Genomic DNA, 18845 nt, shown 5'->3' on the forward strand with positions numbered 1-18845 from the left:
GCGACTACATCCAGCTCATGAGTGGCCTTCCATCGTTATCGCCGAGGTGTTTGAAGCCAGGGATGGAAGTGTGAATAACTTCAATAGTTTTGAGCCCAGTGGTTTAGAGGCGACTCGCCAGGATTGCTTTTTCTGTATCCTTCGCCAAGCTCCAGAGGATTTTGGCATGGTTAAGTCAGTCGTGCGTCATTGGCTTGGTCGAGCCCGCATCAACTGGCGACGGGCGGATGGTAGTCGGGAGGGGATGGTTGTAGTGGGGGTGAGTCTATTTACGGCCGGCTTAACTTTAATAACGCTGCTTCGTCAGTACTCTCTTTATGCTCGAGTCGGATCTGTTCACACCACAAGGCTGCTGAATTCGGCTCAGGCCTGGATCGATCATGGATTTTGGAATCTGGGCGGATTTCTTCTATTTCAGAGGGATTATGGAGGTGAATTTCCTGAACAGTTGTATAAGTCACATGTTTCTCTTTATGCGCTGCCTCATTTCATTGGACTGTCCCTCGGCGGCGAGGCTGGCTTTGCTGCCGTAGTGGTTGCGATCCCGGTAATCACTGCTCTGGTGATGGCCCTTGGTCTCGCCGTCATCGCCTTTTACGCTTGTCTGGGCCAGGTATCTAGCGGCTCTGATGAGGGCTCGTCCCGCAGCATGGCCTGGGTGGCGGGAGGTGTAGCCTTCTCGGTCGCATTCAGCTCTGAGCCGGTATGGGGATTGGCTTGGAACAACTTCGATGGCTCCTTGGCAATCCTTCTATTGGTTGTCTCTGTCGCCATCTCGGTGGCTAAGCCAGCATGCCGTTCGTGGCAGAAGGTCTCTACATTTTTTCTGCTTCTTTCTGCTCTCAGTTGTGGCCGGTTCGGTATTTTGCTCGCTTTTGTGCTGTCGCTGGTGAAGCTGATGGCTCCTCCTGCGCCCACGGTCATCGCCGCCTCCCTGCGCCGTCCATTCTTTAGATGGCCCATTATCGCTGGCATCTTCTTCCTTGCCGCGTCTCACTACATCAGGGTTTGGGTCTATGAAACTTGGTTTGGCTTCTCCTTCTTTGGCAGTGATGCATTGCTGAGGATGGGGCTCACCCACTGGTACAAGGAGCTGGGACAGCAGAATATCGACTACCAGACACCCCTGAGTGCCTTTACTTTCCTGTGGCGACAGTCGGAGAATGCTATCGGGGAACTTCCTGCCTGGATGAATACCTATCATTTCCTCGTTTGGGTGTTTGCAGCCGCTGTATTTGCTCTCGTGGTTGCCTCCAGGAGCTCCTATCCGGCGCGCCCTTTTCTGGAGGTGTTTCTGCTTGTGCCGCTCTGCTGGTCGTTGCTACTGAATCAATCTGCTGCGGAGTATCCCGATCTTGTGGCCATCCTTTGGTTGCCGGTTTACGTTCTCGGCTGGTCGCTTTTCTTGGCCGGGTTGTTCCGCTTTGTCTGTCATCGATGGAGGCGCACAGCGGCACTATGGTGTGTTGGCTCAATTCTGTACTTACTATTCCTGTGGCAAGTTCAGTATTTCCTCAGGGCCTATCCCAAGTTTCACTGATTGAGGGTTGAGTAAGCTTTTTTAGAGCAAATGGTTGGAGTACACCAGTCGGCGGTTCATGGCCTGCAGGGGCGGGAGCTGGGCGGCGAGCCCGATCCAGGGATGACTGCCGCTGAGCCACTTGCCGTCGTAACGGATCGCGCTCGATTTGGAGGGATCGAAGCGCATGCGGTTACCCGAGAGGATGTGACTCCCTTCGATCGTTTGAGCCGGGCTGAGCATCGTCGGCTCATAGTCGAGCTCGAGCCAGCTGCAGAGCTTGCGCAGCGCCGCCTCCGGAGCCAGGGCCAGCTCCTCGTAGCCGAGCTGGAACACGGGCTGGCCGGAGCGACGCAGCACCTCGGCCACCTGCGCGTTGGTGCGGGCCCAGCGGGCCAGCGATCGCCAGGCGGCCCCAGGGGCAGAGCGCGAGCCACCGGCGCGTGAGTGCACCCAGGAGCGAACGTCGCGTACCAGATGGATCATCCGCACCTCCACCCCTGGCAACGGCAGCAGGGGGACCTCCAGATCGGACTGATAGGAGTCAACCGCCCAGCTGATCGGCTGGGCCGTGGGGCTCAAGGCCTGCACCTGAGCCAGCAGCCGCTGCAGTTTGTCGCCGATCGGGCGCTCGTCATGGCCCGGCAGCCACTCCAGCAGCGGCCCCCAGAGCGGACACTGCGCCGCCGTTGCCCCGCAGGTGCAGCGGCGCGTGTGGCGGAGCTCCAGGCGCAGCTGGGCTGGTCCCCGTTGCTCGTCGCCAGGGCGGATCGGCTCAAGGATCCGCACGGCCTCGCCCAGCCCGAGCATGCGCGAGTGGCTGCCGAGGATGAGATCGAGAATGGTGGTGCCGCTGTGGCCCAGGCCCCGGATCAGCAGCAGATTCGGGGCCTGGGCCACAGCGGGAAGGCGGGTCGACAGGGGGCTGACCTTACGGCGCCCGCCGGAAGGCGGAGGGGGGGCCGTCAGCACGGACGCGCTCGATCAGGTCCATGAGCTGCTCGATGTGATGGCTCACCGTGAACTGGGCTGAGCAGCGGGCGCGGCCGGCGAGCCCCAGCTGCTCCGCCAGCGCCGGGTCGTCGGCCAGGCGGCCGATCGCAGCGGCCATGCCGTCGCGATCGCCTTCCTCCACCAGAAGGCCCGTTTCCCCCTCCAGCACCACCTCCGGAATCCCGGCATGGCGCGTGGCCACCACGGGCAGGCCGCTGAGCTGGGCTTCCATCACCGCCACCGGTGAGCCCTCCTGGTCGCCGTCTGGTCCGGTCAGCGAGTGCTGCAGGAAGGCACGGCTGCGGCGCATCCAGTCGGCGATCTGCTCCGGTGTCTGCAGGCCGGGGAACTGCACCTGCGCCTCCACCCCCAGGGCCAGCGCCAGCTGCCGGGCCTGCTCCAGCAGCGGCCCCGCTCCCACCATCACCAGCCGCAGCCCGGCGGGACGCCCTTGGCTGGCTTGGGCGAAGGCCTCCAGGGTGATCAGCGGACCTTTCTTGGCCACGAAGCGTCCTACCGCCAGGAACAGGGGCGCTGCCGCCGCCGGATCGGCCCCGCTGAAGCGATCGGGATCGGCGCCCGATGGACTGATCAGCACGGGCAGTGGCGTGGCCCGCTCGCTCGCCAGGCCGCGCAGGGTGCTCGCCATTGGCTGTGATTTCACCACCACGGCGCTGCAGAGCTGCAACAGACGCCGGTAGCGCGGCTTCAGCCGCTGCAGGTAGCGGCTTGAGGAGGCATCGGCCCCGCGGAAGTGGACGATCAGCGGCAGCCCGGTGGCGGGCACCAGCTCCATGACCCGCACGGCGTGGAAGCCGAATTCGGCCAGCACCACATCGGGACGCTCGCGGCGGCAGATGGCGATCGCCACCTGCGCGGGAATCCAGCTGGCCAGCCGCTGGCAGCCAAGCCGATCCAGCACCTTGCTGGCCAGGATCGCCAGGCCATAAGCCAGCCGCAGCGGCGGCCCACACCAGGGCCGCTCATCACCGCAGTAGACGGTGGTGGCGCAGGGCAGGGCGCGCAGGTTGGCCCGGATGAACGTTTCCGAGGGGGCGCGGCGGCTCGGGGCGAACACCAACAGCTTGAGCAGGACCGGTGATGCCTTGCTGCCAGTACGAGAGCTCATCTCGTGCTCCCGCCCCCAGCTCCGCCTAAAAACGGCTGGAGCAGCTCCAGGAACTGGTCCTGGATCCGCTCGGGCGCAAAGCGCTCCCTCACCTCCCGGGCCTCTTCGCCCAGGGCACCACGACGCTGTGGATCACCCATCAGCCGGGAGAGGGCAGCGGCGAGCTGGGTCGCCTCGGCGTCAGCCGGCAGCAGCAAGCCGTTGCGCCCGTTCTCGAGAATCTCCGCCGGGCCGGTCGGGCAGTCGAGCGCCAGGCAGGGACAGCCGCAGGCCATCGCTTCGAGCAGCACGTTGGGGAAGCCCTCGTAGCGGGAGCTCAGCACGAACAGGTCGGCTCGGGCGTACCAGTCGGCCACGTTGCCGGCTTTGCCGGGGAACACCAGCCGCTGCTGCAGCTCGGCCCCACCCGCAAGCAGTCCGCGCAGGGCGGCCACCTGGTCGACACCGTGATACGCGCCGGCGTCGAGCCCCAGGATCACCAAGCGCCAGCTGGGGTGGTCGGCCGCGATCCGCGCAAAGGCGCCCACCAGCCGGTCGAAGCCCTTTTGATGGGATTTGGTTCCCACCGCCAGCAACACCGGCCAGGCGGGATCGAGCCAGTCGGCGGGGTCGAGGCGGGGCTCGAAGCCCGCCAGCGGCCAGGCCACCGCATTGGGCAGGCAGGCCGTCTGGCGGGCCAGCCCCTGCCGCCTCAGCCAGGTGGCGATCGCCTCGGTCTGAACCAGGTGCAGGGCCGCTTTGGGGTAGACGAGCCGCCGCAACAGCCGCCAGGGCGCTGCGGGGGGTTTGGCGGGCGGATAGTTCCGCTCCGACACCACCACGGGCAGGCCCAGGCCGCAGCTGGCCAACAGCAGCTTGATCGCCGGCAGGGTGGTCATGCCGATGGCCAGCTCGATCCTCAGCTGCCGTAATTGCTGCCGCAGGGCCAGCAGGCGCCAGGGAAAGCCGAGCGGACCAAGGCCGCGGGCGGCGTCGCGCTCGACGAGCCGCCGCAGATCGGCGCCGACCGGATAGAAATCCCAGGCGGGCCCCTTGCGGGTGAGCACGGTCACCTCATGGCCCGCCTGGCTCAGCCAGCCGGCGAACTGAAGCGTGACCCGTTCGGCGCCACCGGCCTTGAGCGAATCGATGTAGAGCAGGATCCGCATCAGGCGCTCAGGAACTCCGTCAGCCGCTGCTTCAGCTCCGGTGTGGCCACGTTGAGGAGGCGTTCCGGTTCGATCGGTTCCGGCCGTGGCATCGGCCCCGAACTGGCCGGCTCCCCAAGGCCCGTGGCATACGACTCCAACAGTCCGGCCACGAAGCGCCGGTGGTTTTCCTGGGCGCCGCTGCCACCGTGGCGTGGGCTGAGGGTTTCAAGCCGAACGGCCTCAAGGGCGGCGAGCGCCCGCCGCTGGCCCGCGCCGTCGCCTCGGCGCCAGGCGTCGAGATAGCCGCTGCCCAGGCTGCGCGCGAAGTTGGAGGTGAGGCGATAGGCCACGTCGGCGGGCAGCTGCCCGTAGTCGATCCGCCCGGCCAGGGCCAGCGCCCGCTCGCCGAGGCCCGCCACCGCGTCTTGGTTGCCGATCAGCAGATACAGGTGGAGCAGGGTTGCGTAGGAGGAGATCAGCAGCTTGGAGCGGTTGCGGCGGTTGTTGCGGCCGCAGGCCAGGGTGGCGGGGTCGTTCTCCAGCGCCGTGGCCATGGCCTCGATCGGGGGGATCAGCAGCTCCGCCTGGGCGTGATCCCCATCCTTGAGGCTGCGGTAAGACAGCCCGATCAGGGCGTAGGAGCGGTGCGACTCCTGGAACACCGGATCGCCGGCCACCCCCCAGAGCAGCCGGCGCTGGCTGGCGGGGTCCTTGGGCCGGAAGCCGCGGCGGAACAGCAACCGATGCACCAGGTCGTGCCGGCCGTGGCCTTCGGCCAGGTTGTGGAGGTCGGCGAGGGCCATGGCGTCGTCATTGCGGCCGACGGCCCGGTGCACCCGGGCACCTAGCAGCAGGCTGCGCAGCGGTGCGGGCAGCCTTGGCCCGATCGGAGCGGGCAGCAACCAGCTCGCCAGCGCCCCGCTGCGCCGCTCCAGCATCAATCGCAGGGCGGCTCGCCGACTCACCGCATCCTCCGCGTCGTTTGCAGGGAGCCACGCAGGCCGGCCAGGGCATTCACCGGCAGTTCAATGAGCCGCCGGATCGTGTGCCAGTAGCCGCGATGCCACCAGGTGATCGCTGGGCCCTGGTGCGCACCGGCCGGTAACAGTTTTTCGGGCAGCCGCTCCACGCAGATCTCCGGAATGGCCAGGAAGCGGCTCCAGAACACCACCCGCCGCAGGCGGTTCAGCTCCTTGGCCACCGCCGCGGGCGGCTGCGGCAGGGAGCCGGCCTCAGCCAGCCAGTCGCCGGCGCTGGTCTGGCTATAGCGGCTGGGGGTGGCGCCGGCGTGCCAGGGGCAGTGGGCCGCCACCACCCGGTTGGCCAGTGATGTGGCCGACTTCAGGGCCTGGCTGCGGCGCAGCTCGAGGCCGGGCGTCTCGCGCTGTGACTCCCTGCCATCGCGGTGAGCGGCCCGGTAGTGGATCGAGTGCTGGATGATTCCGATGGCGGCCTCCGGCAGTTCCTCAAGCGGCAGGGGCAGCAGGCAGCCCAAGCGTGCCTTCAGGTCCTTGTCATCGAAGCCGTAGCCCCAGAGCAGTTCGTTGAAGCCGCCCACCCGCTCGATCAGAGTCCGGTCCATGATCCACTGCCCCAGCCTGCCGTGGGGCCCGCTGCCGAAGCGGCAGAGCGTCGCCCCTGTGGCCAGCGCCTCAGGGTGATCGAGCTGCTCGGGCCAGCAGTCGGCATCGAGCTTGAACAGGCAGGAGCCGCGGGCGCGCGCCAGGGCGAAGTTGTAGGCGCGGCAGAGGTTCCAGTGGCCTTCGCCGTTCACCCGCAGCAGGCGGATGCGCGGATCAGCGGGCAGATCACTGCGCCGCAGGGGGATCGCGCTGCTCCAGTCGACGATCAGATGCTCCTGGTGGTGAGGCCAGGCCGCGACCCGCTCCGCCGACTCCAGCAGGTGGGCCTGGCGGTTCATGCAGGCCGTCACGATGCTGGTCGATCTCGGCATGGGCCCGCTTCACTCCAGTCGGCTCAGATCCTGCAGCATCGCTTCGGTGCGGCCCCGGTAGGTGTGGGCCGCGGCTCCGGCAAGCCGCTCGGCTAGGGCCGGCCCTTCACCCCGCAGGGCTGCGGCGATGGCTGTGGCGAAGGCTTCTGCGGTGGGTGGGCGCAGCAGGGCCAGGCTGGCGAACGGCTGCAGGGCGTCGATGGCCGTGGCCACCACGGGCAGGCCCGCCGCCAGATACTCGAAGAATTTCATCGGAAACATCGCCTGGGTGTAGGGGGTCAGGCGCAGGGGCAACAGGCCCAGATCAAGGCCCTTCAGGTAGGCGGGCAAGGCGTTGTACGGCCTGGTGCCCAGCAGGTGCACGTTGCCCAGGGCCGCCAGTGCCGCCACATCCGTGGAGGGATCCCCTTCGCCCACCGGACCGATCAGCACAAACGACCAGTGGGGATGGCGCCGCGCCAGGGTCTCCAGCAGCGTCAGATCCAGCTTGTAGGCGCTGATGGCACCGACGAAGCCGATCCGTGGCGCTGGCAGGGCGGCCAGTTCGGCCGGCACGGCCAGGGCTGGATCCATGGCCCGGGCGAAGTGGGCGCCATCGGCCACATTCGGGTAGTGGAGGGTGGCTGGATTGAGGGCCCGCAGGTCGGCCAGCAGCTGGGGCGAGGTGACGAACACCGCATCGGCCTCGGCGCAGAGCCGCGCTTCAGCCCGGTCGATGGCGGCCGCCGGCATGTCCGGTTGGGCCTGGATCGCGTCGACGCAGTGATAGACGAGCCGTGAGTAAGGGCGGGCATCGAGCACCTCCAGGGTGCGGGGGTTGTAGGTCCAGAGCCAGTCGCGCCGCAGCCCCAGCCGGCGGCGGCAACGGGCCAGGCCCAGCCGCAGCACCTGGCGATTCAGCCAGGCGGCTACGCCGCCGCTGGCCCCCGGCAGCACCAGCGGCGACCAGACCCAGAGCCGCTCGCGCACCTGCCGCGGTGGACGCAGGCCGTGGCGCAGCCGCTGCAGCACCCGTCTCCAGTCGGAGCCACCGGCGCGCAGCGCGCGCAGGCCCAGCGACTCCACATACAGCACCCGGTGGCCCAGCTCGGCGAGGCTGCAGGCCACATGCTGCTTGTTGGTCCAGAGCGGATGGTCCCAATCGGCCGTGGCCAGGAGCGTGACATCGGCCGGCTCGGCCGGGCGCCCGCTCTCGGGCACGATCCTGACGGTCTCCATCTCGACCCTTACCCTCTATCCATGAGCAGACCCGTCCCCATCTTCATCGGTTACGACCCGCGGGAACGGGTCGCCACCAACGTGCTGATTGACAGCCTGTATCAACACAGCAGCCTGCCATTGGCGATCACCCCGATCGTGGCGGAGCAGCTGGGCGAGCAGCACCGCCGTGCCCGTGATCCGAAGCAGAGCACGGCCTTCTCCTTCACCCGCTTCCTGGTGCCCCATCTGATGGGCTACGAAGGCTGGGCCATCTTCATGGACTGCGACATGCTCTGCCGGGGGGACATCGCCGCCCTCTGGGCGTTGCGCGACGCCCGTTTCGCTGTTCAGTGCGTGCAGCACAACCACGTTCCGACGGAAACCGCCAAGTTTCTGGGGGAAGTCCAGAGCGCCTACCCAAAGAAGAACTGGAGCTCGCTGATGCTGCTCAACTGCGCTCGCTGCACCGCCCTCACACCCGCCTACGTCGAAACCGCCAGCGGCCTGGAACTGCATCGCTTCCACTGGCTGGCCGGCGACCATGAGATCGGCGCGCTTCCCACCGCCTGGAACCACCTGGTGGCCGTGCAGCCCGCGCCGGAAACCGGATCCCCGGAGACCGGCCCCAATCTGTTGCATTGGACCCTCGGCGGCCCCTGGTTCCGCCAGGACCGCGCCATGGGCGGTCCGCTGGCGGCCGAATGGTTTGGCGCCCGCGATGACGCCATGGCCCTGTGGAACTGAGCGGAGTGCTCGGCAGCAACGGTGCGGTGGCTGGTCTCAACTGCGGGGTCTGCAAGATCCAGGCGGAACTTGAGCCCGGCGCCGACCCTTTGCTCTACAGCGGTGGCCCCTGGCTGCTGCGCCACCATCCCCATCCTAGTCCGCTGTTGGGTTGGCTGCTGCTGGATACCCGCAGGCACGTGCCAGGCCCAGATGCGTTCGATGAGGCAGAAGCCGCCTCATTCGGGCCGATGCTGCGGCGCTGCTGCGCCTTGGTGAAGGAGCTGGCTGGCTGTGATCGGGTTTATGCCATCGCTTTCGGGGAGGGGGCACGCCATTTCCACCTGCACCTGATCCCCCGCCATGGCTCCGATTCAGGCACCGAGAGCTGGCGGGTGGCTGATCTCTACCGGGCCGTGGCTGCTGGAGAACAGCCCCCGGCTGATCCGGTCGCCGTGGCGTCGTTCCAGCGCCGGGCCCGGGCCCGTTGCGCCTCCTGGTGAGAGGGCCACGCCGGGCTCCGGGATGATGCAGCCCATGGCCACCGCTCGGTTCGACGCCGTGGAGATCCCCGGCATTCCCGCCTCCCTCTGGCCGCTGCTGCAGCGGGCCGCCGCTGGGGATCGTCTGGCGCTGGTGGGGGGCGCCGTGCGGGATCTGCTGCTACACACCGTGCACCGCGACCCCTGGCGGGGCCTCACCGATCTCGATCTGGTGGTGGATGGCGGCGAGGGGGCGACTCCTGATGCTGGAGGTTGTGACCCGCAGGCCGCCCAGCGGCTGGGGCGGGCCTTGGCCAGGCAGCTCGGGCCGGCCTCGCTGAAGCTTCAGGAACACGGGGCCTACGGCACGGTCGAAATGGAGCTGCAGTTGGCGGAGGGTCCGCTGCTGCTCGATTTGGCCACCGCCCGCCTGGAGCGCTATCCCGTGGCGGCGGAGAACCCCCTGGTGCAGGCCGGCCGGCTGGAAGACGATCTGGCCCGTCGCGATTTCAGCATCAACGCCATGGCCCTGGTGCTGATCCCCGAATCCGCAGAAGTCTTCAGAAGCGGTTTTGGCGACGATTCCAGCTGCGCAGATCTTCTGGCTGGCTCGTCGCTGGCCCTGCTCGATCCCCATGGCGGGCAGGCCGACCTGGCCAACCGGCAGCTGCGCTTTCTGCACCCCGGCAGTGTGCGCGACGATCCAACTCGCCTGATCCGGGCGGCCCGCTATGCCGCCCGCCTCGGCTTCCGCCTCGCGGCGGAGAGCCGGTCGCAGGCGGAGGCCACCCTGGCGGCCTGGCCCTGGTCGTGGCGCCAGGGCCAGGATCCCGCCCTGGCACCGGCGGCGCTCGGCACCCGAATGCGCCGGGAGCTGGAGCTGCTGCTGGAGCGGGAGCCGTGGCAGGCCGCCCTGGCGGCGTTGCAGGAGTGGGGCGCCCTGGCCCTGCTGGATCCTGGGCTGCAGGCCGACCGCCACTGGCTGCGCCGCTTGCGCTGGGCGGCTCGGTTCGGCCTTCCCCCGCTCGTGGCTCTGTTGGCTGGGGCAGCCGATCCGCTGGCGCTGGCCGAGCGGCTGCAGTTGCCCCAGCGCCAGCAGCAGCTGTTGGCCCAGTGGTTGCTGCTGGCGCAGCGCCTGGAGCAGGCCGGCTGGCCGGGTTCCACCGGAGTCTGGTTGCCATCGCGCTGGTCGACGCTGCTGGAGGGCGGGGGGCTCACCCCAGCGGCGGTGGCCCTGGCTCTGGCCGCCGGCACCGGCCCCCGCCGCCCCCTGCTGCGCTGGTGGTTGCGCTGGCGCCATCTGCGCGGGGACCTGACGGCGGCGGATCTGCTCGCCGCAGGGATCGCGCCTGGCCCGGAGCTGGGGGAGCGGCTACGCCACTCGCGGGCGGAGCGGCTCGATCGCGAACGGCTCTAGGGCTCACGGCCGCGGCGATAGGCTCCGCGGCAGCAACCAGGACCCAGCGGTGAACCAGGCGGACCTGCAGCAGGAGGCCGTGTCCCCTTGGCGCTGCCTGGTGGCAGTGCCGGCCCGGCTGGAGTCGTCGCGGCTGCCGAACAAGGTGATGGCCGACATCGGCGGCAAGCCGATGCTGCGGCGGGTGTTGGAGTGCTGCCGGCAGTCCCGCCGAGCCGCGGCGGTGGTGCTCTGCACCGACAGCGACCTGCTGCGACGGGAGGCAGGCGCCTGGGGCTTCCCCGTGCTGATGACAGCGGCCTCCTGCAGCTCTGGCAGCGACCGCCTCGCGTCTGTGGTGGAGGCGCTCATGGCCCTGGCCGCAGAAGCCAGCGCCGGGCCGCAGTCGGATCCGCCGGATCCCGCTCGCACGGTGATCATCAACGTCCAGGGAGATCAGCCCTTCATTGATCCGGCGGTGATCGACGCGATGGCGGAGGCCTTCAGCGCCATCACACCAGCCCCTGCCGTGCTCACCCCGGTGTACCGGATGGCGGCGGAGAAGGTTCATAACCCGAATGTGGTGAAAACCCTGTTGGCGGCGGACGGCCGCGCCCTTTACTTCTCCCGCTCGGCCATCCCCCACGTGCGCGGTGTCGAGCCTGCCGAGTGGCCCCAGCACGCCCCCTACTGGGGCCACGTGGGCATCTATGGCTATCGGGCCGATGTGCTGACGCGATGGCCTGGTCTGCCCGCCTCGCCCTTAGAGCAGATCGAGAAGCTTGAGCAGCTGCGTCTGATCGAGGCCGGCATCCCCGTGGGCACCTTCCCTGTGGCCGGCGATTTCCTCTCGGTGGACACCGCCGAGCAACTGGAGCAGGCCCGGGCCCTGGCCCTCAGCGCGCCGTTGGGCTGAGACCCGCCTGCACCAGATCATGCAGCCGCAACAGGCCTACCACCATTCCCTCCTTCCCTAAAACCGGCAACACGCCGATCGGTTTGCGGCGGTTGCGCTCCATGCGCTCCAGGGCGGAAACCGCCAGCAGATCCGCTGTCACGGTGATCGGGTCGGCGGTCATCAGTGCGGTGGCCTGCAGCTCGGCCCAGGCCGTGGCCGGATGCTGCTCCAGGGCCCGACGCAGGTCGCCGTCGGTGATCAGGCCAGCCAGCCGTTCGCCCGGCCCGCTCTTGCGCACCCAGCAGGCCCCGGCGCCATCGCGGGTGAGCAGGGCGATCACGGCCTGGAGGCTGGCCGATTCGGCCACGGGATGGAGCCGCTCGGCCGGCACCATCAGATCGCCCACCGTGAGGGTGAGCTGCTTGCCGAGCGCACCGGCTGGGTGGTTCATGGCGAAGTCAGCCGGAGAGATCCCCCGCCGCTCCATCCACACCGCCGCTAAGGCGTCACCGATCGCCATGGCCACGGCCGTGCTGGTGGTGGGGGCGAGATTGAGCGGGCAGGCCTCGCGATCGACGCCGCCGTCGAGCACCACCTCACAGCCGCGGGCCAGGCTTGAGTGCAACCGGCCCACCAGGGCGATTCGGGCCGTACCACGCCGGCGCAGGTGGGGCAGGATTTCGATCAGTTCCTGGGTTTCGCCGCTATTCGAGAGCAGCAACACCACATCTTCAGGGGCAACGACGCCGAGGTCACCGTGCAGGGCATCGAGCGGATTGAGGTAGAGCGCCATCAGCCCGATCGAGGAGAAAGTGGCGGCGATCTTGCGCGCCACGATCCCGCTTTTGCCCACGCCGGTGATCACCAACTTGGCCCGCTGGTCGGCGCAGCGCTCCAGCAGATCCAGGGCCGCATCCACCTGGCTTGCCTCCAGCCGCGTGGCCGCCGCCGCGATCGCCGCCGCTTCCTCGTTCAAGCAGCGCGTCAGTGCAGACATCCAGGCCCCACCTCCTCCGCCGCGACTGTATGGCTAAAGCCTGGCCATGGCTGAGCGCACTTCCCGGTCGGCATCCTTGCGACGCTCGTCCTGGCGCTTGTCGTGCAGCTTGCGGCCCTTGGCCAGCCCGATGGTGAGCTTGATCCACGATCCCTTGAGGTGGAGGTTGAGCGGGATCAAGGTGAGGCCTTTCTGGTCGAGGGCGATGCGCAGTTTGTCGATCTCGCGGCGGTGGGCCAGCAATTTGCGGGTGCGCAGCGGCTCGTGGTTGTAGTAGGCGCTGGCGTGGCTGTGGGGGGAGATGTGCACGTTGTGCAGCTGCAGCTCGCCGCTGCGGATCAGGCAGAAGCCATCGCGCAGGTTGGCCTTGCCGGCCCGGATTGATTTCACCTCCGTTCCCACCAGCTCCAGGCCGGTTTCGATGGTCTCGAGGATTTCGTACTGATGGCGGGCGAAGCGGTTGTCGGCCAGCAGGCGGTTGGCGGCATCCCGGGCCGCCTTGGCGGCTTTCTTGCCTCCTCCCTTGGCCATCTCCCTCACCGGCGCAGGCCTTGACCCTAAACAGCCTCCGGCCTGCCTACTGTCGAGCCCATGGCGATCGTTTCCTCCGGAGCCGGGCGCGGTGGAGTTCAGCCACCTGCCCGCCCGCCCGCTGCAGCGGCGGCGCGCTTGCTCGATCCCCGTGGCCAGCCCCTCCAGGAAGGGGAAGCTGAGGCGCCGCTGCCCAACCGGGAAGACCGCCTGCGGCCGCGGCGGCTGGCGGATTACATCGGCCAGCGGGAACTCAAGGAAGTGCTCGGCATCGCCGTGGAAGCCACCCGCAACCGCGGCGAGGCCCTCGACCACGTGCTGCTCTACGGGCCCCCTGGCCTCGGCAAAACCACCATGGCCCTGGTGATCGCCGAGGAGTTGGGGGTGCGCTGCCGCATCACCAGTGCGCCGGCCCTGGAGCGCCCCCGCGACATCGTCGGCCTGCTGATCAACCTGCAGCCCCATGAGCTGCTGTTCATCGATGAGATCCACCGGCTCAACCGGGTGGCCGAGGAGCTGCTCTATCCGGCCATGGAGGACTACCGCCTTGATCTCACCGTTGGCCGCGGCAGCACCGCCCGCACCCGCTCGGTGCCTGTGGCGCCGTTCACCCTGGTGGGAGCCACCACCAGGGCCGGCGCCTTGAGCTCACCGCTGCGTGACCGCTTCGGCCTGATCCAGCGGCTGGAGTTCTATGGTCTCGCCGATCTCCAGGCGATCGTGGAGCGGGCCGCCGGCCTGCTCAATCTGGAGCTGGACGCCGAGGCCGCCGCCGAGGTGGCCCGCCGTTGCCGCGGCACGCCGCGTATCGCCAATCGCCTGTTGCGCCGGGTGCGCGATGTGGCCAGCGTGCGCGGCCAACCCCGCATCGGGCCGGCCTTGGTGGCCGAAGCGCTCAGCCTGCATCGGGTCGACGACCGGGGCCTTGATGCCAGCGACCGGCGCCTGCTGGAGCTGCTGCTCACGGGCTATGGCGGCGGGCCGGTGGGCCTCGACACCCTGGCTGCCGGGCTTGGCGAGGATCCGATCACCCTGGAAACGGTGGTGGAACCCTATTTGTTGCAACTGGGCTTTCTGCTGCGCACCCCCCGTGGTCGGGTGGCCACGCCGGCGGCGCGCCAGCATCTCGGCTGGCCGGAGGCGGCCTGATGGGCTGGCTGCTGGCCTTGCTGCTCACCACCCAGCTGGCCTTTCCCCAGCTGTTCGATCAGGCCCTGAACGCCAGCCGCGAGGGCCGCTTCGGCGACGCACTGCCGCTCTGGGATCGGGTGCTGGAGCAGGCCCCCAACGACGCTTCGGCCTGGAGCAACCGCGGCAACGTGCAGTTGGCGCTTGGCCGCCCTGAAGCGGCTATCGCCGATCAGGCCAAAGCGATGGAGCTGGAGCCAGGCAGCCTCGATCCCCATCTCAACCGCGGCATCGCCGAGGAGGCCCTCGGCCAGTGGGAGCTGGCGGAAGCCGATTACCGCTGGGTCCTGGCCCGTGATCCCGCTGAGGCCTCCGCCCTCTACAACCTGGGCAATGTGCAGGGATCGCTGCAGCAGTGGGAAGAGGCCGGCCGTTGCTTTGAGGCGGCCGCCGCCGCCCGGCCCGGGTTCCCGATGGCCCGCTCCAGCGCCGCGCTGGCGGCCTTCCAGCAGGGTGATCTGGCCGGGGCGGAAGCGGAGTTCCGCAAGCTGATCCGTCGCTATCCGCTGTTTGCCGATGCCCGGGCAGGGCTTACTGCCCTGCTCTGGTTGCGCGGGGCCTCAGGGGAGGCGGAAAGCAACTGGGCGGCGGCCTCAGGCCTCGACCCGCGCTACCGCCAGCCAGAATGGTTAGCGGCTATTCGCCGCTGGCCTCCGAAACCCGTGAGCGCCCTTGAAGATTTTCTGAACCTGGCGAGCCGATGATTCCCGCTGCCACGTCTGCTGCCTTCCCCGCTTCTTCTGCCTCGCCAGGCTCCGCGGCGGCCCGCCTGCGGCCGGCGGAGATTCTCGAGCGCTTTGGCCTGGAGCAGGCCCTGGAGCAGGCCCTGCCGGACCTGATTGGTTTGCGCCGCCATCTCCATGCCCACCCGGAGCTGAGCGGGGCTGAATATCAGACGGCGGCCCTGGTGGCCGGGGAGTTGCGGCAGCTCGGCTGGACGGTGCGTGAGGGTGTGGGCCGGACCGGCGTGGTGGCCGAGCTGGGCCCCGTGGGGGCGCCGCTGGTGGCCTTGCGCGTGGATATGGATGCCCTGCCGGTGGAAGAGCGCACGGGTCTGGCCTTTGCCTCCTGCCAGCAGGGTCTGATGCACGCCTGCGGCCATGACCTACACACCAGCGTGGGGCTCGGGGTGGCCCGGCTGCTGGCTCCCTTTGCCGGAGAGCTCAAGGCCCGGGTGCGGCTGTTGTTTCAGCCCGCCGAGGAAATCGCCACAGGAGCCGCCTGGATGCTGGCCGATGGCGCCATGGAGGGGGTGCAAGCCCTGTTCGGCCTGCATGTGTTTCCAAGCCTGGAGGTGGGCAGCATCGGGGTGCGCAGCGGCAGCCTCACGGCCGCAGCTGGCGAGCTGGAGGTGGAGGTGCTGGGCGAAGGCGGCCATGGCGCCAGACCCCACCAGTCGATCGATGCGATCTGGATTGCGGCGCGGGTGGTGAGCGGCCTGCAGGAGGCGATCAGCCGCCGCCTCGACGCCCTTCAGCCGGTGGTGGTCAGCTTCGGGCGGATCGAGGGGGGCAAGGCCTTCAATGTGATCGCCGACCACGTGCGCCTGCTCGGAACCGTTCGCTGTCTCGACACCACCGTGCACGCCCAGCTGCCGGGCTGGATCGAAGACACCGTCCAGGCCATCTGCCGCGGCTACGGCGGTGAGGCCAAGGTGCGCTACCGCTGCATTGCACCACCCGTTCACAACGACCCCGCCCTCACGGGCCTGGTGGAAGAGGCGGCCGTGACGCTGCTTGGAGCCGAGCAGGTGATCCGGCTGGAGCAGCCCTCCCTGGGGGCGGAGGATTTCGCCGAACTGCTTCGGGCCGCTCCCGGCACGATGTTCCGTCTGGGGGTGGCCGGAGCTCAGGGATGCGCCCCGCTCCACAACGGCAGCTTCAATCCCGATGAACGCTCGCTGGCGGTGGGGGTGAAGGTGCTCGCCCTCAGCCTGCTGCTTTGGATGGAGCGGCAGGGTTGAGATCCCCTCTGCCGGCGATTCGTCCCCTGCTGGCCCTGGCGGCGCCCCTGTTGATCCTGTTGGCGATGATCAGTCTGTTGGCGCGCCACGGCAGCCAGCGTCTCCAGGCTGTTCCCGCCCTGGTGATCGGTTCTGGCCTGATGGTCACCAGTCGTCTGCGGAGGTCTCGCCGGCGCCGCAGGCTGGTGGAGGCCCTCCGTGGCCAGCCGTTGGCGTCGCCACCGCCGCACCCCAATCCACCCGTTTCCATGGGAGGGTGAAGGCATGGTTCAACCTCGATCGGATTCTGATTCTCCAGGCGATCTGGAGGCCCTGCGCCAGGCGATCCTCTCCGGCGACCCGGTTCGGGCCATGCCGGCCCTGGTGGACCTGCGGCGATTTGAGCCTGAGCAGGCCGTTCCCCTACTCCTGCTCGGCCTGGAGCAGGAGCCCTTCATCGTGCGTTCGATGAGTTGTGCTGGCCTGGGTATCAAGCGCAACGAAGAAGCCTGGCAGGTTCTGATCACGGCCCTCAGTGAGGATCAGGACGCGAACGTGCGGGCCGAAGCGGCCAATGCCCTGGCCAGTTACGGCGTCGAGCGGGCCTGGCCCTTGCTGCGCGATGCCTTCGCCCGTGATGGCGAGTGGTTGGTGCGCTGCAGCATCCTCTCCGCCCTGGCTGAGCAACCGCAGATTGATCCGGAGGCTCTGTTGGAGCTCTCGGAGATGGCGATCGCCGATGCTGACGGCACCGTGCGGGTGGGCGGCGCTGAAATCCTCTCTCGACTGGTGCGCGACTCAGCCGCGCAGGCCGCGCCGGCATCGCCGGCCTGGGCAGAAGCGGCCCGCGCGTTGTTGCGGGGTCTGCAGCAGGACGGAGACCACCGGGTGGTGGCCGCGGCCCTGAACGGACTGCAATCCTGAAATCTTGCTAGGTTTGGCCAGTCACTAGGGGTGCCGGGCCCGAGCACACTTCCCACAAGAAGAGCGCTTCACGCCCCGGCTGAGATCACACCCTCCGAACCTGATCCGGGTCATGCCGGCGCAGGGAAGTGTCCCGAATGCAACCGCAGGCCGATCGGCCCCGGTGGCGTCCGGATCCGGAGTTGTGCCCTCGCCTCCCAGCGGCCCCCGGTCCGAACGCCCCTTTTTCGAGTCGATCATGCGCAGCGCCTGGATTGAGAAGCGTCGTGGTGACGCCAACGTGTCGCAGATGCATTACGCCCGTCAGGGCGTGGTGACCGAAGAGATGGCCTTCGTGGCTAAGCGCGAGAACCTACCCGAATCACTGGTGATGGAGGAGGTGGCCCGGGGCCGCATGATCATCCCGGCCAATATCAATCACCCCAACCTGGAGCCGATGGCGATCGGCATCGCGTCGAGGTGCAAGGTGAATGCCAACATCGGCGCTTCCCCCAACGCTTCCGACCTTGATGAAGAGGTGGCCAAGCTGCGCCTGGCCGTGAAATATGGCGCCGACACGGTGATGGACCTCTCCACCGGCGGCGTCAACCTCGATGAGGTGCGCACGGCGATCATCAATGCCTCCAGCGTGCCGATCGGCACCGTGCCGGTATATCAGGCGCTCGAGAGTGTGCACGGCTCGATCGAGAAGCTCGACGCCGATGATTTCCTGCACATCATCGAGAAGCACTGCCAGCAGGGAGTTGATTACCAGACCATCCATGCCGGCCTGCTGATCGAGCACCTGCCGCTGGTGAAGGGGCGCCTCACCGGCATTGTGAGCCGCGGCGGCGGCATCCTGGCCCAGTGGATGCTGTATCACCACAAGCAGAACCCGCTGTTCACGCGCTTCGATGACATCATCGAGATCTTCAAGCGCTACGACTGCAGTTTTTCGCTGGGTGATTCGCTGCGTCCCGGCTGCCAGCACGATGCTTCTGATGCCGCCCAGTTTGCTGAGCTGAAAACCCTCGGCCAGCTCACCCGCCGCGCCTGGGAGCACGACATCCAGGTGATGGTGGAAGGTCCGGGCCACGTGCCGATGGACCAGATCGAGTTCAACGTCAAAAAGCAGATGGAGGAGTGCAGCGAAGCTCCCTTCTATGTGTTGGGTCCGCTGGTCACCGACATCGCCCCCGGCTACGACCACATCACCAGCGCCATCGGCGCGGCGCTGGCGGGCTGGCACGGCACGGCGATGCTCTGCTACGTGACCCCCAAGGAACACCTGGGCCTGCCCAACGCCGAAGACGTGCGCGAGGGCCTGATCGCCTACAAGATCGCCGCCCACGCCGCCGACCTCGCCCGCCACCGCCCGGGCGCCCGCGACCGCGACGACGAACTCAGCCGCGCCCGCTACGCTTTCGACTGGAACAAGCAGTTCGATCTCTCGCTCGATCCCGAACGCGCCCGCGAATACCACGACGAAACCCTGCCGGCCGACATCTACAAAGAAGCCGAATTCTGCTCAATGTGCGGCCCCAAGCACTGCCCGATGCAGACCAAGATCACCGATGAGGATCTGGCCGGATTGGAAGACGTGCTGAAGGCCCAGGAGCAGTCCAAAGCAGTTGCGGTTGTGTGATGTTCTAGAGGCGGGGATTCACTCCTCCCTATTGATCTGAACTTGGTGGGGTTTGGGCGGCTCTTGCTCCCTTATCCCTGCCGCTTTACTCCCCTTCAGGTAGATGAGGATGATGGATCGATAGAAGACGCATAACCGCAAAGAACAGTACGCTGCGCTTCTTCAAAACTCAACCCAGGTAGGTGCGTAAGCCTGTGTGGCCAAGATGGGGTTGG

19 protein-coding genes and 1 riboswitch are annotated in these 18845 nt (G+C 67.9%); of the genes, 11 read left to right on the forward strand and 8 right to left on the reverse strand.

Going from position 1 to position 18845, the window contains the following annotated elements:
- Positions 1 to 46 precede the first annotated feature (46 nt).
- The gene (locus ACXMDM_RS04615) at positions 47 to 1540 is read left to right on the forward strand and encodes a hypothetical protein (RefSeq protein WP_259723382.1); all 1494 of its coding nucleotides are present in this window, start codon (positions 47 to 49) and stop codon (positions 1538 to 1540) included.
- Between the two features lie 21 nt (positions 1541 to 1561).
- Here the strand turns inward: ACXMDM_RS04615 and ACXMDM_RS04620 are convergent, their stop codons facing one another.
- Genes ACXMDM_RS04620 through ACXMDM_RS04645 form a run of 6 tightly spaced genes read right to left on the reverse strand, consistent with a single transcriptional unit; the run spans position 1562 to position 7943 of the window.
- Complete coding sequence (locus ACXMDM_RS04620) at positions 1562 to 2491, reverse strand: sulfotransferase (RefSeq protein WP_311134016.1); 930 nt, start codon at positions 2489 to 2491, stop codon at positions 1562 to 1564.
- Complete coding sequence (locus ACXMDM_RS04625) at positions 2451 to 3641, reverse strand: glycosyltransferase (protein WP_071800785.1); 1191 nt, start codon at positions 3639 to 3641, stop codon at positions 2451 to 2453. The genes ACXMDM_RS04620 and ACXMDM_RS04625 overlap by 41 nt, the downstream gene beginning before the upstream one ends.
- The gene (locus ACXMDM_RS04630) at positions 3638 to 4789 is read right to left on the reverse strand and encodes a glycosyltransferase family 4 protein (protein ID WP_259723383.1); all 1152 of its coding nucleotides are present in this window, start codon (positions 4787 to 4789) and stop codon (positions 3638 to 3640) included. Before ACXMDM_RS04630 ends, ACXMDM_RS04625 begins: the two co-directional genes overlap by 4 nt.
- Positions 4789 to 5736 carry a hypothetical protein gene (locus ACXMDM_RS04635; RefSeq protein WP_145536735.1) on the reverse strand — a complete coding sequence of 316 codons (948 nt, stop codon included), beginning with the start codon at positions 5734 to 5736 and terminating at the stop codon, positions 4789 to 4791. The genes ACXMDM_RS04630 and ACXMDM_RS04635 overlap by 1 nt, the downstream gene beginning before the upstream one ends.
- Positions 5733 to 6725 (reverse strand): glycosyltransferase family 2 protein, encoded by a 993-nt coding sequence (locus ACXMDM_RS04640; RefSeq protein WP_083544469.1) that lies wholly within the window; start codon positions 6723 to 6725, stop codon positions 5733 to 5735. Before ACXMDM_RS04640 ends, ACXMDM_RS04635 begins: the two co-directional genes overlap by 4 nt.
- Positions 6726 to 6734: 9 nt before the next feature.
- The gene (locus tag ACXMDM_RS04645) at positions 6735 to 7943 is read right to left on the reverse strand and encodes a glycosyltransferase (protein ID WP_071800789.1); all 1209 of its coding nucleotides are present in this window, start codon (positions 7941 to 7943) and stop codon (positions 6735 to 6737) included.
- Positions 7944 to 7964: 21 nt separating this feature from the next.
- Between ACXMDM_RS04645 and ACXMDM_RS04650 the strand changes: the two genes are divergently transcribed.
- Genes ACXMDM_RS04650 through kdsB form a run of 4 tightly spaced genes read left to right on the forward strand, consistent with a single transcriptional unit; the run spans position 7965 to position 11442 of the window.
- Positions 7965 to 8669 carry a glycosyltransferase gene (locus ACXMDM_RS04650; protein WP_259723384.1) on the forward strand — a complete coding sequence of 235 codons (705 nt, stop codon included), beginning with the start codon at positions 7965 to 7967 and terminating at the stop codon, positions 8667 to 8669.
- Positions 8660 to 9151 carry an HIT family protein gene (locus ACXMDM_RS04655; RefSeq protein ID WP_259723385.1) on the forward strand — a complete coding sequence of 164 codons (492 nt, stop codon included), beginning with the start codon at positions 8660 to 8662 and terminating at the stop codon, positions 9149 to 9151. The genes ACXMDM_RS04650 and ACXMDM_RS04655 overlap by 10 nt, the downstream gene beginning before the upstream one ends.
- A gap of 34 nt (positions 9152 to 9185) precedes the next feature.
- Positions 9186 to 10547: a tRNA nucleotidyltransferase/poly(A) polymerase family protein gene (locus tag ACXMDM_RS04660; RefSeq protein ID WP_259723386.1), complete on the forward strand. Its 1362-nt coding sequence runs from the start codon at positions 9186 to 9188 to the stop codon at positions 10545 to 10547.
- Between the two features lie 49 nt (positions 10548 to 10596).
- Positions 10597 to 11442 (forward strand): 3-deoxy-manno-octulosonate cytidylyltransferase, encoded by an 846-nt coding sequence (kdsB, locus tag ACXMDM_RS04665; protein WP_399252848.1) that lies wholly within the window; start codon positions 10597 to 10599, stop codon positions 11440 to 11442.
- Here kdsB and ACXMDM_RS04670 read toward each other — a convergent pair.
- Both ACXMDM_RS04670 and smpB read right to left on the reverse strand, forming a co-directional pair.
- Positions 11423 to 12421 (reverse strand): KpsF/GutQ family sugar-phosphate isomerase, encoded by a 999-nt coding sequence (locus ACXMDM_RS04670; protein ID WP_259723387.1) that lies wholly within the window; start codon positions 12419 to 12421, stop codon positions 11423 to 11425. The two genes, kdsB and ACXMDM_RS04670, sit on opposite strands and share 20 nt — an antisense overlap.
- Before the next feature lie 33 nt (positions 12422 to 12454).
- Complete coding sequence (gene smpB, locus ACXMDM_RS04675) at positions 12455 to 12952, reverse strand: SsrA-binding protein SmpB (protein WP_071800792.1); 498 nt, start codon at positions 12950 to 12952, stop codon at positions 12455 to 12457.
- 60 nt (positions 12953 to 13012) lie between these two features.
- On the opposite strand from smpB, the gene ruvB reads away from it, so the two are divergent.
- The 6 genes from ruvB to thiC all read left to right on the forward strand — a co-directional run bounded on the left by ruvB (position 13013) and on the right by thiC (position 18630).
- A complete protein-coding gene (ruvB, locus tag ACXMDM_RS04680; protein ID WP_259723388.1) occupies positions 13013 to 14101 on the forward strand; it encodes a Holliday junction branch migration DNA helicase RuvB in 1089 nt (362 codons plus the stop codon).
- Positions 14101 to 14844, forward strand: a complete 744-nt coding sequence (locus ACXMDM_RS04685) for a tetratricopeptide repeat protein (protein ID WP_071800794.1) — start codon at positions 14101 to 14103, stop codon at positions 14842 to 14844. Before ruvB ends, ACXMDM_RS04685 begins: the two co-directional genes overlap by 1 nt.
- Positions 14841 to 16103, forward strand: coding sequence for an amidohydrolase (locus ACXMDM_RS04690; protein ID WP_083544470.1), 1263 nt, complete (start codon positions 14841 to 14843; stop codon positions 16101 to 16103). Before ACXMDM_RS04685 ends, ACXMDM_RS04690 begins: the two co-directional genes overlap by 4 nt.
- Positions 16100 to 16363, forward strand: coding sequence for a DUF3188 domain-containing protein (locus ACXMDM_RS04695; protein WP_071800795.1), 264 nt, complete (start codon positions 16100 to 16102; stop codon positions 16361 to 16363). Before ACXMDM_RS04690 ends, ACXMDM_RS04695 begins: the two co-directional genes overlap by 4 nt.
- Before the next feature lie 4 nt (positions 16364 to 16367).
- Positions 16368 to 17006, forward strand: a complete 639-nt coding sequence (locus tag ACXMDM_RS04700) for a HEAT repeat domain-containing protein (protein WP_071800796.1) — start codon at positions 16368 to 16370, stop codon at positions 17004 to 17006.
- A gap of 16 nt (positions 17007 to 17022) precedes the next feature.
- A riboswitch (TPP riboswitch) is annotated at positions 17023 to 17150 on the forward strand.
- A gap of 94 nt (positions 17151 to 17244) precedes the next feature.
- Positions 17245 to 18630, forward strand: a complete 1386-nt coding sequence (gene thiC / locus ACXMDM_RS04705) for a phosphomethylpyrimidine synthase ThiC (RefSeq protein ID WP_071802098.1) — start codon at positions 17245 to 17247, stop codon at positions 18628 to 18630.
- The last annotated feature ends 215 nt before the right edge of the window (positions 18631 to 18845 follow it).

It is taken from the genome of Synechococcus sp. CS-603 (assembly GCF_977929215.1).

Coding starts and splice junctions, on each gene's coding strand:
- ACXMDM_RS04630 (WP_259723383.1), bottom strand. CDS start 4,789: ATGCGGATCCTGCTCTACATCGATTCGCTCAAGGCCGGTGGCGCCGAA.
- ACXMDM_RS04685 (WP_071800794.1), top strand. CDS start 14,101: ATGGGCTGGCTGCTGGCCTTGCTGCTCACCACCCAGCTGGCCTTTCCC.
- ACXMDM_RS04700 (WP_071800796.1), top strand. CDS start 16,368: ATGGTTCAACCTCGATCGGATTCTGATTCTCCAGGCGATCTGGAGGCC.
- ruvB (WP_259723388.1), top strand. CDS start 13,013: ATGGCGATCGTTTCCTCCGGAGCCGGGCGCGGTGGAGTTCAGCCACCT.
- thiC (WP_071802098.1), top strand. CDS start 17,245: ATGCGCAGCGCCTGGATTGAGAAGCGTCGTGGTGACGCCAACGTGTCG.
- ACXMDM_RS04625 (WP_071800785.1), bottom strand. CDS start 3,641: ATGAGCTCTCGTACTGGCAGCAAGGCATCACCGGTCCTGCTCAAGCTG.
- ACXMDM_RS04640 (WP_083544469.1), bottom strand. CDS start 6,725: ATGCCGAGATCGACCAGCATCGTGACGGCCTGCATGAACCGCCAGGCC.
- ACXMDM_RS04670 (WP_259723387.1), bottom strand. CDS start 12,421: ATGTCTGCACTGACGCGCTGCTTGAACGAGGAAGCGGCGGCGATCGCG.
- ACXMDM_RS04645 (WP_071800789.1), bottom strand. CDS start 7,943: ATGGAGACCGTCAGGATCGTGCCCGAGAGCGGGCGCCCGGCCGAGCCG.
- smpB (WP_071800792.1), bottom strand. CDS start 12,952: ATGGCCAAGGGAGGAGGCAAGAAAGCCGCCAAGGCGGCCCGGGATGCC.
- ACXMDM_RS04660 (WP_259723386.1), top strand. CDS start 9,186: ATGGCCACCGCTCGGTTCGACGCCGTGGAGATCCCCGGCATTCCCGCC.
- ACXMDM_RS04650 (WP_259723384.1), top strand. CDS start 7,965: ATGAGCAGACCCGTCCCCATCTTCATCGGTTACGACCCGCGGGAACGG.
- ACXMDM_RS04690 (WP_083544470.1), top strand. CDS start 14,841: ATGATTCCCGCTGCCACGTCTGCTGCCTTCCCCGCTTCTTCTGCCTCG.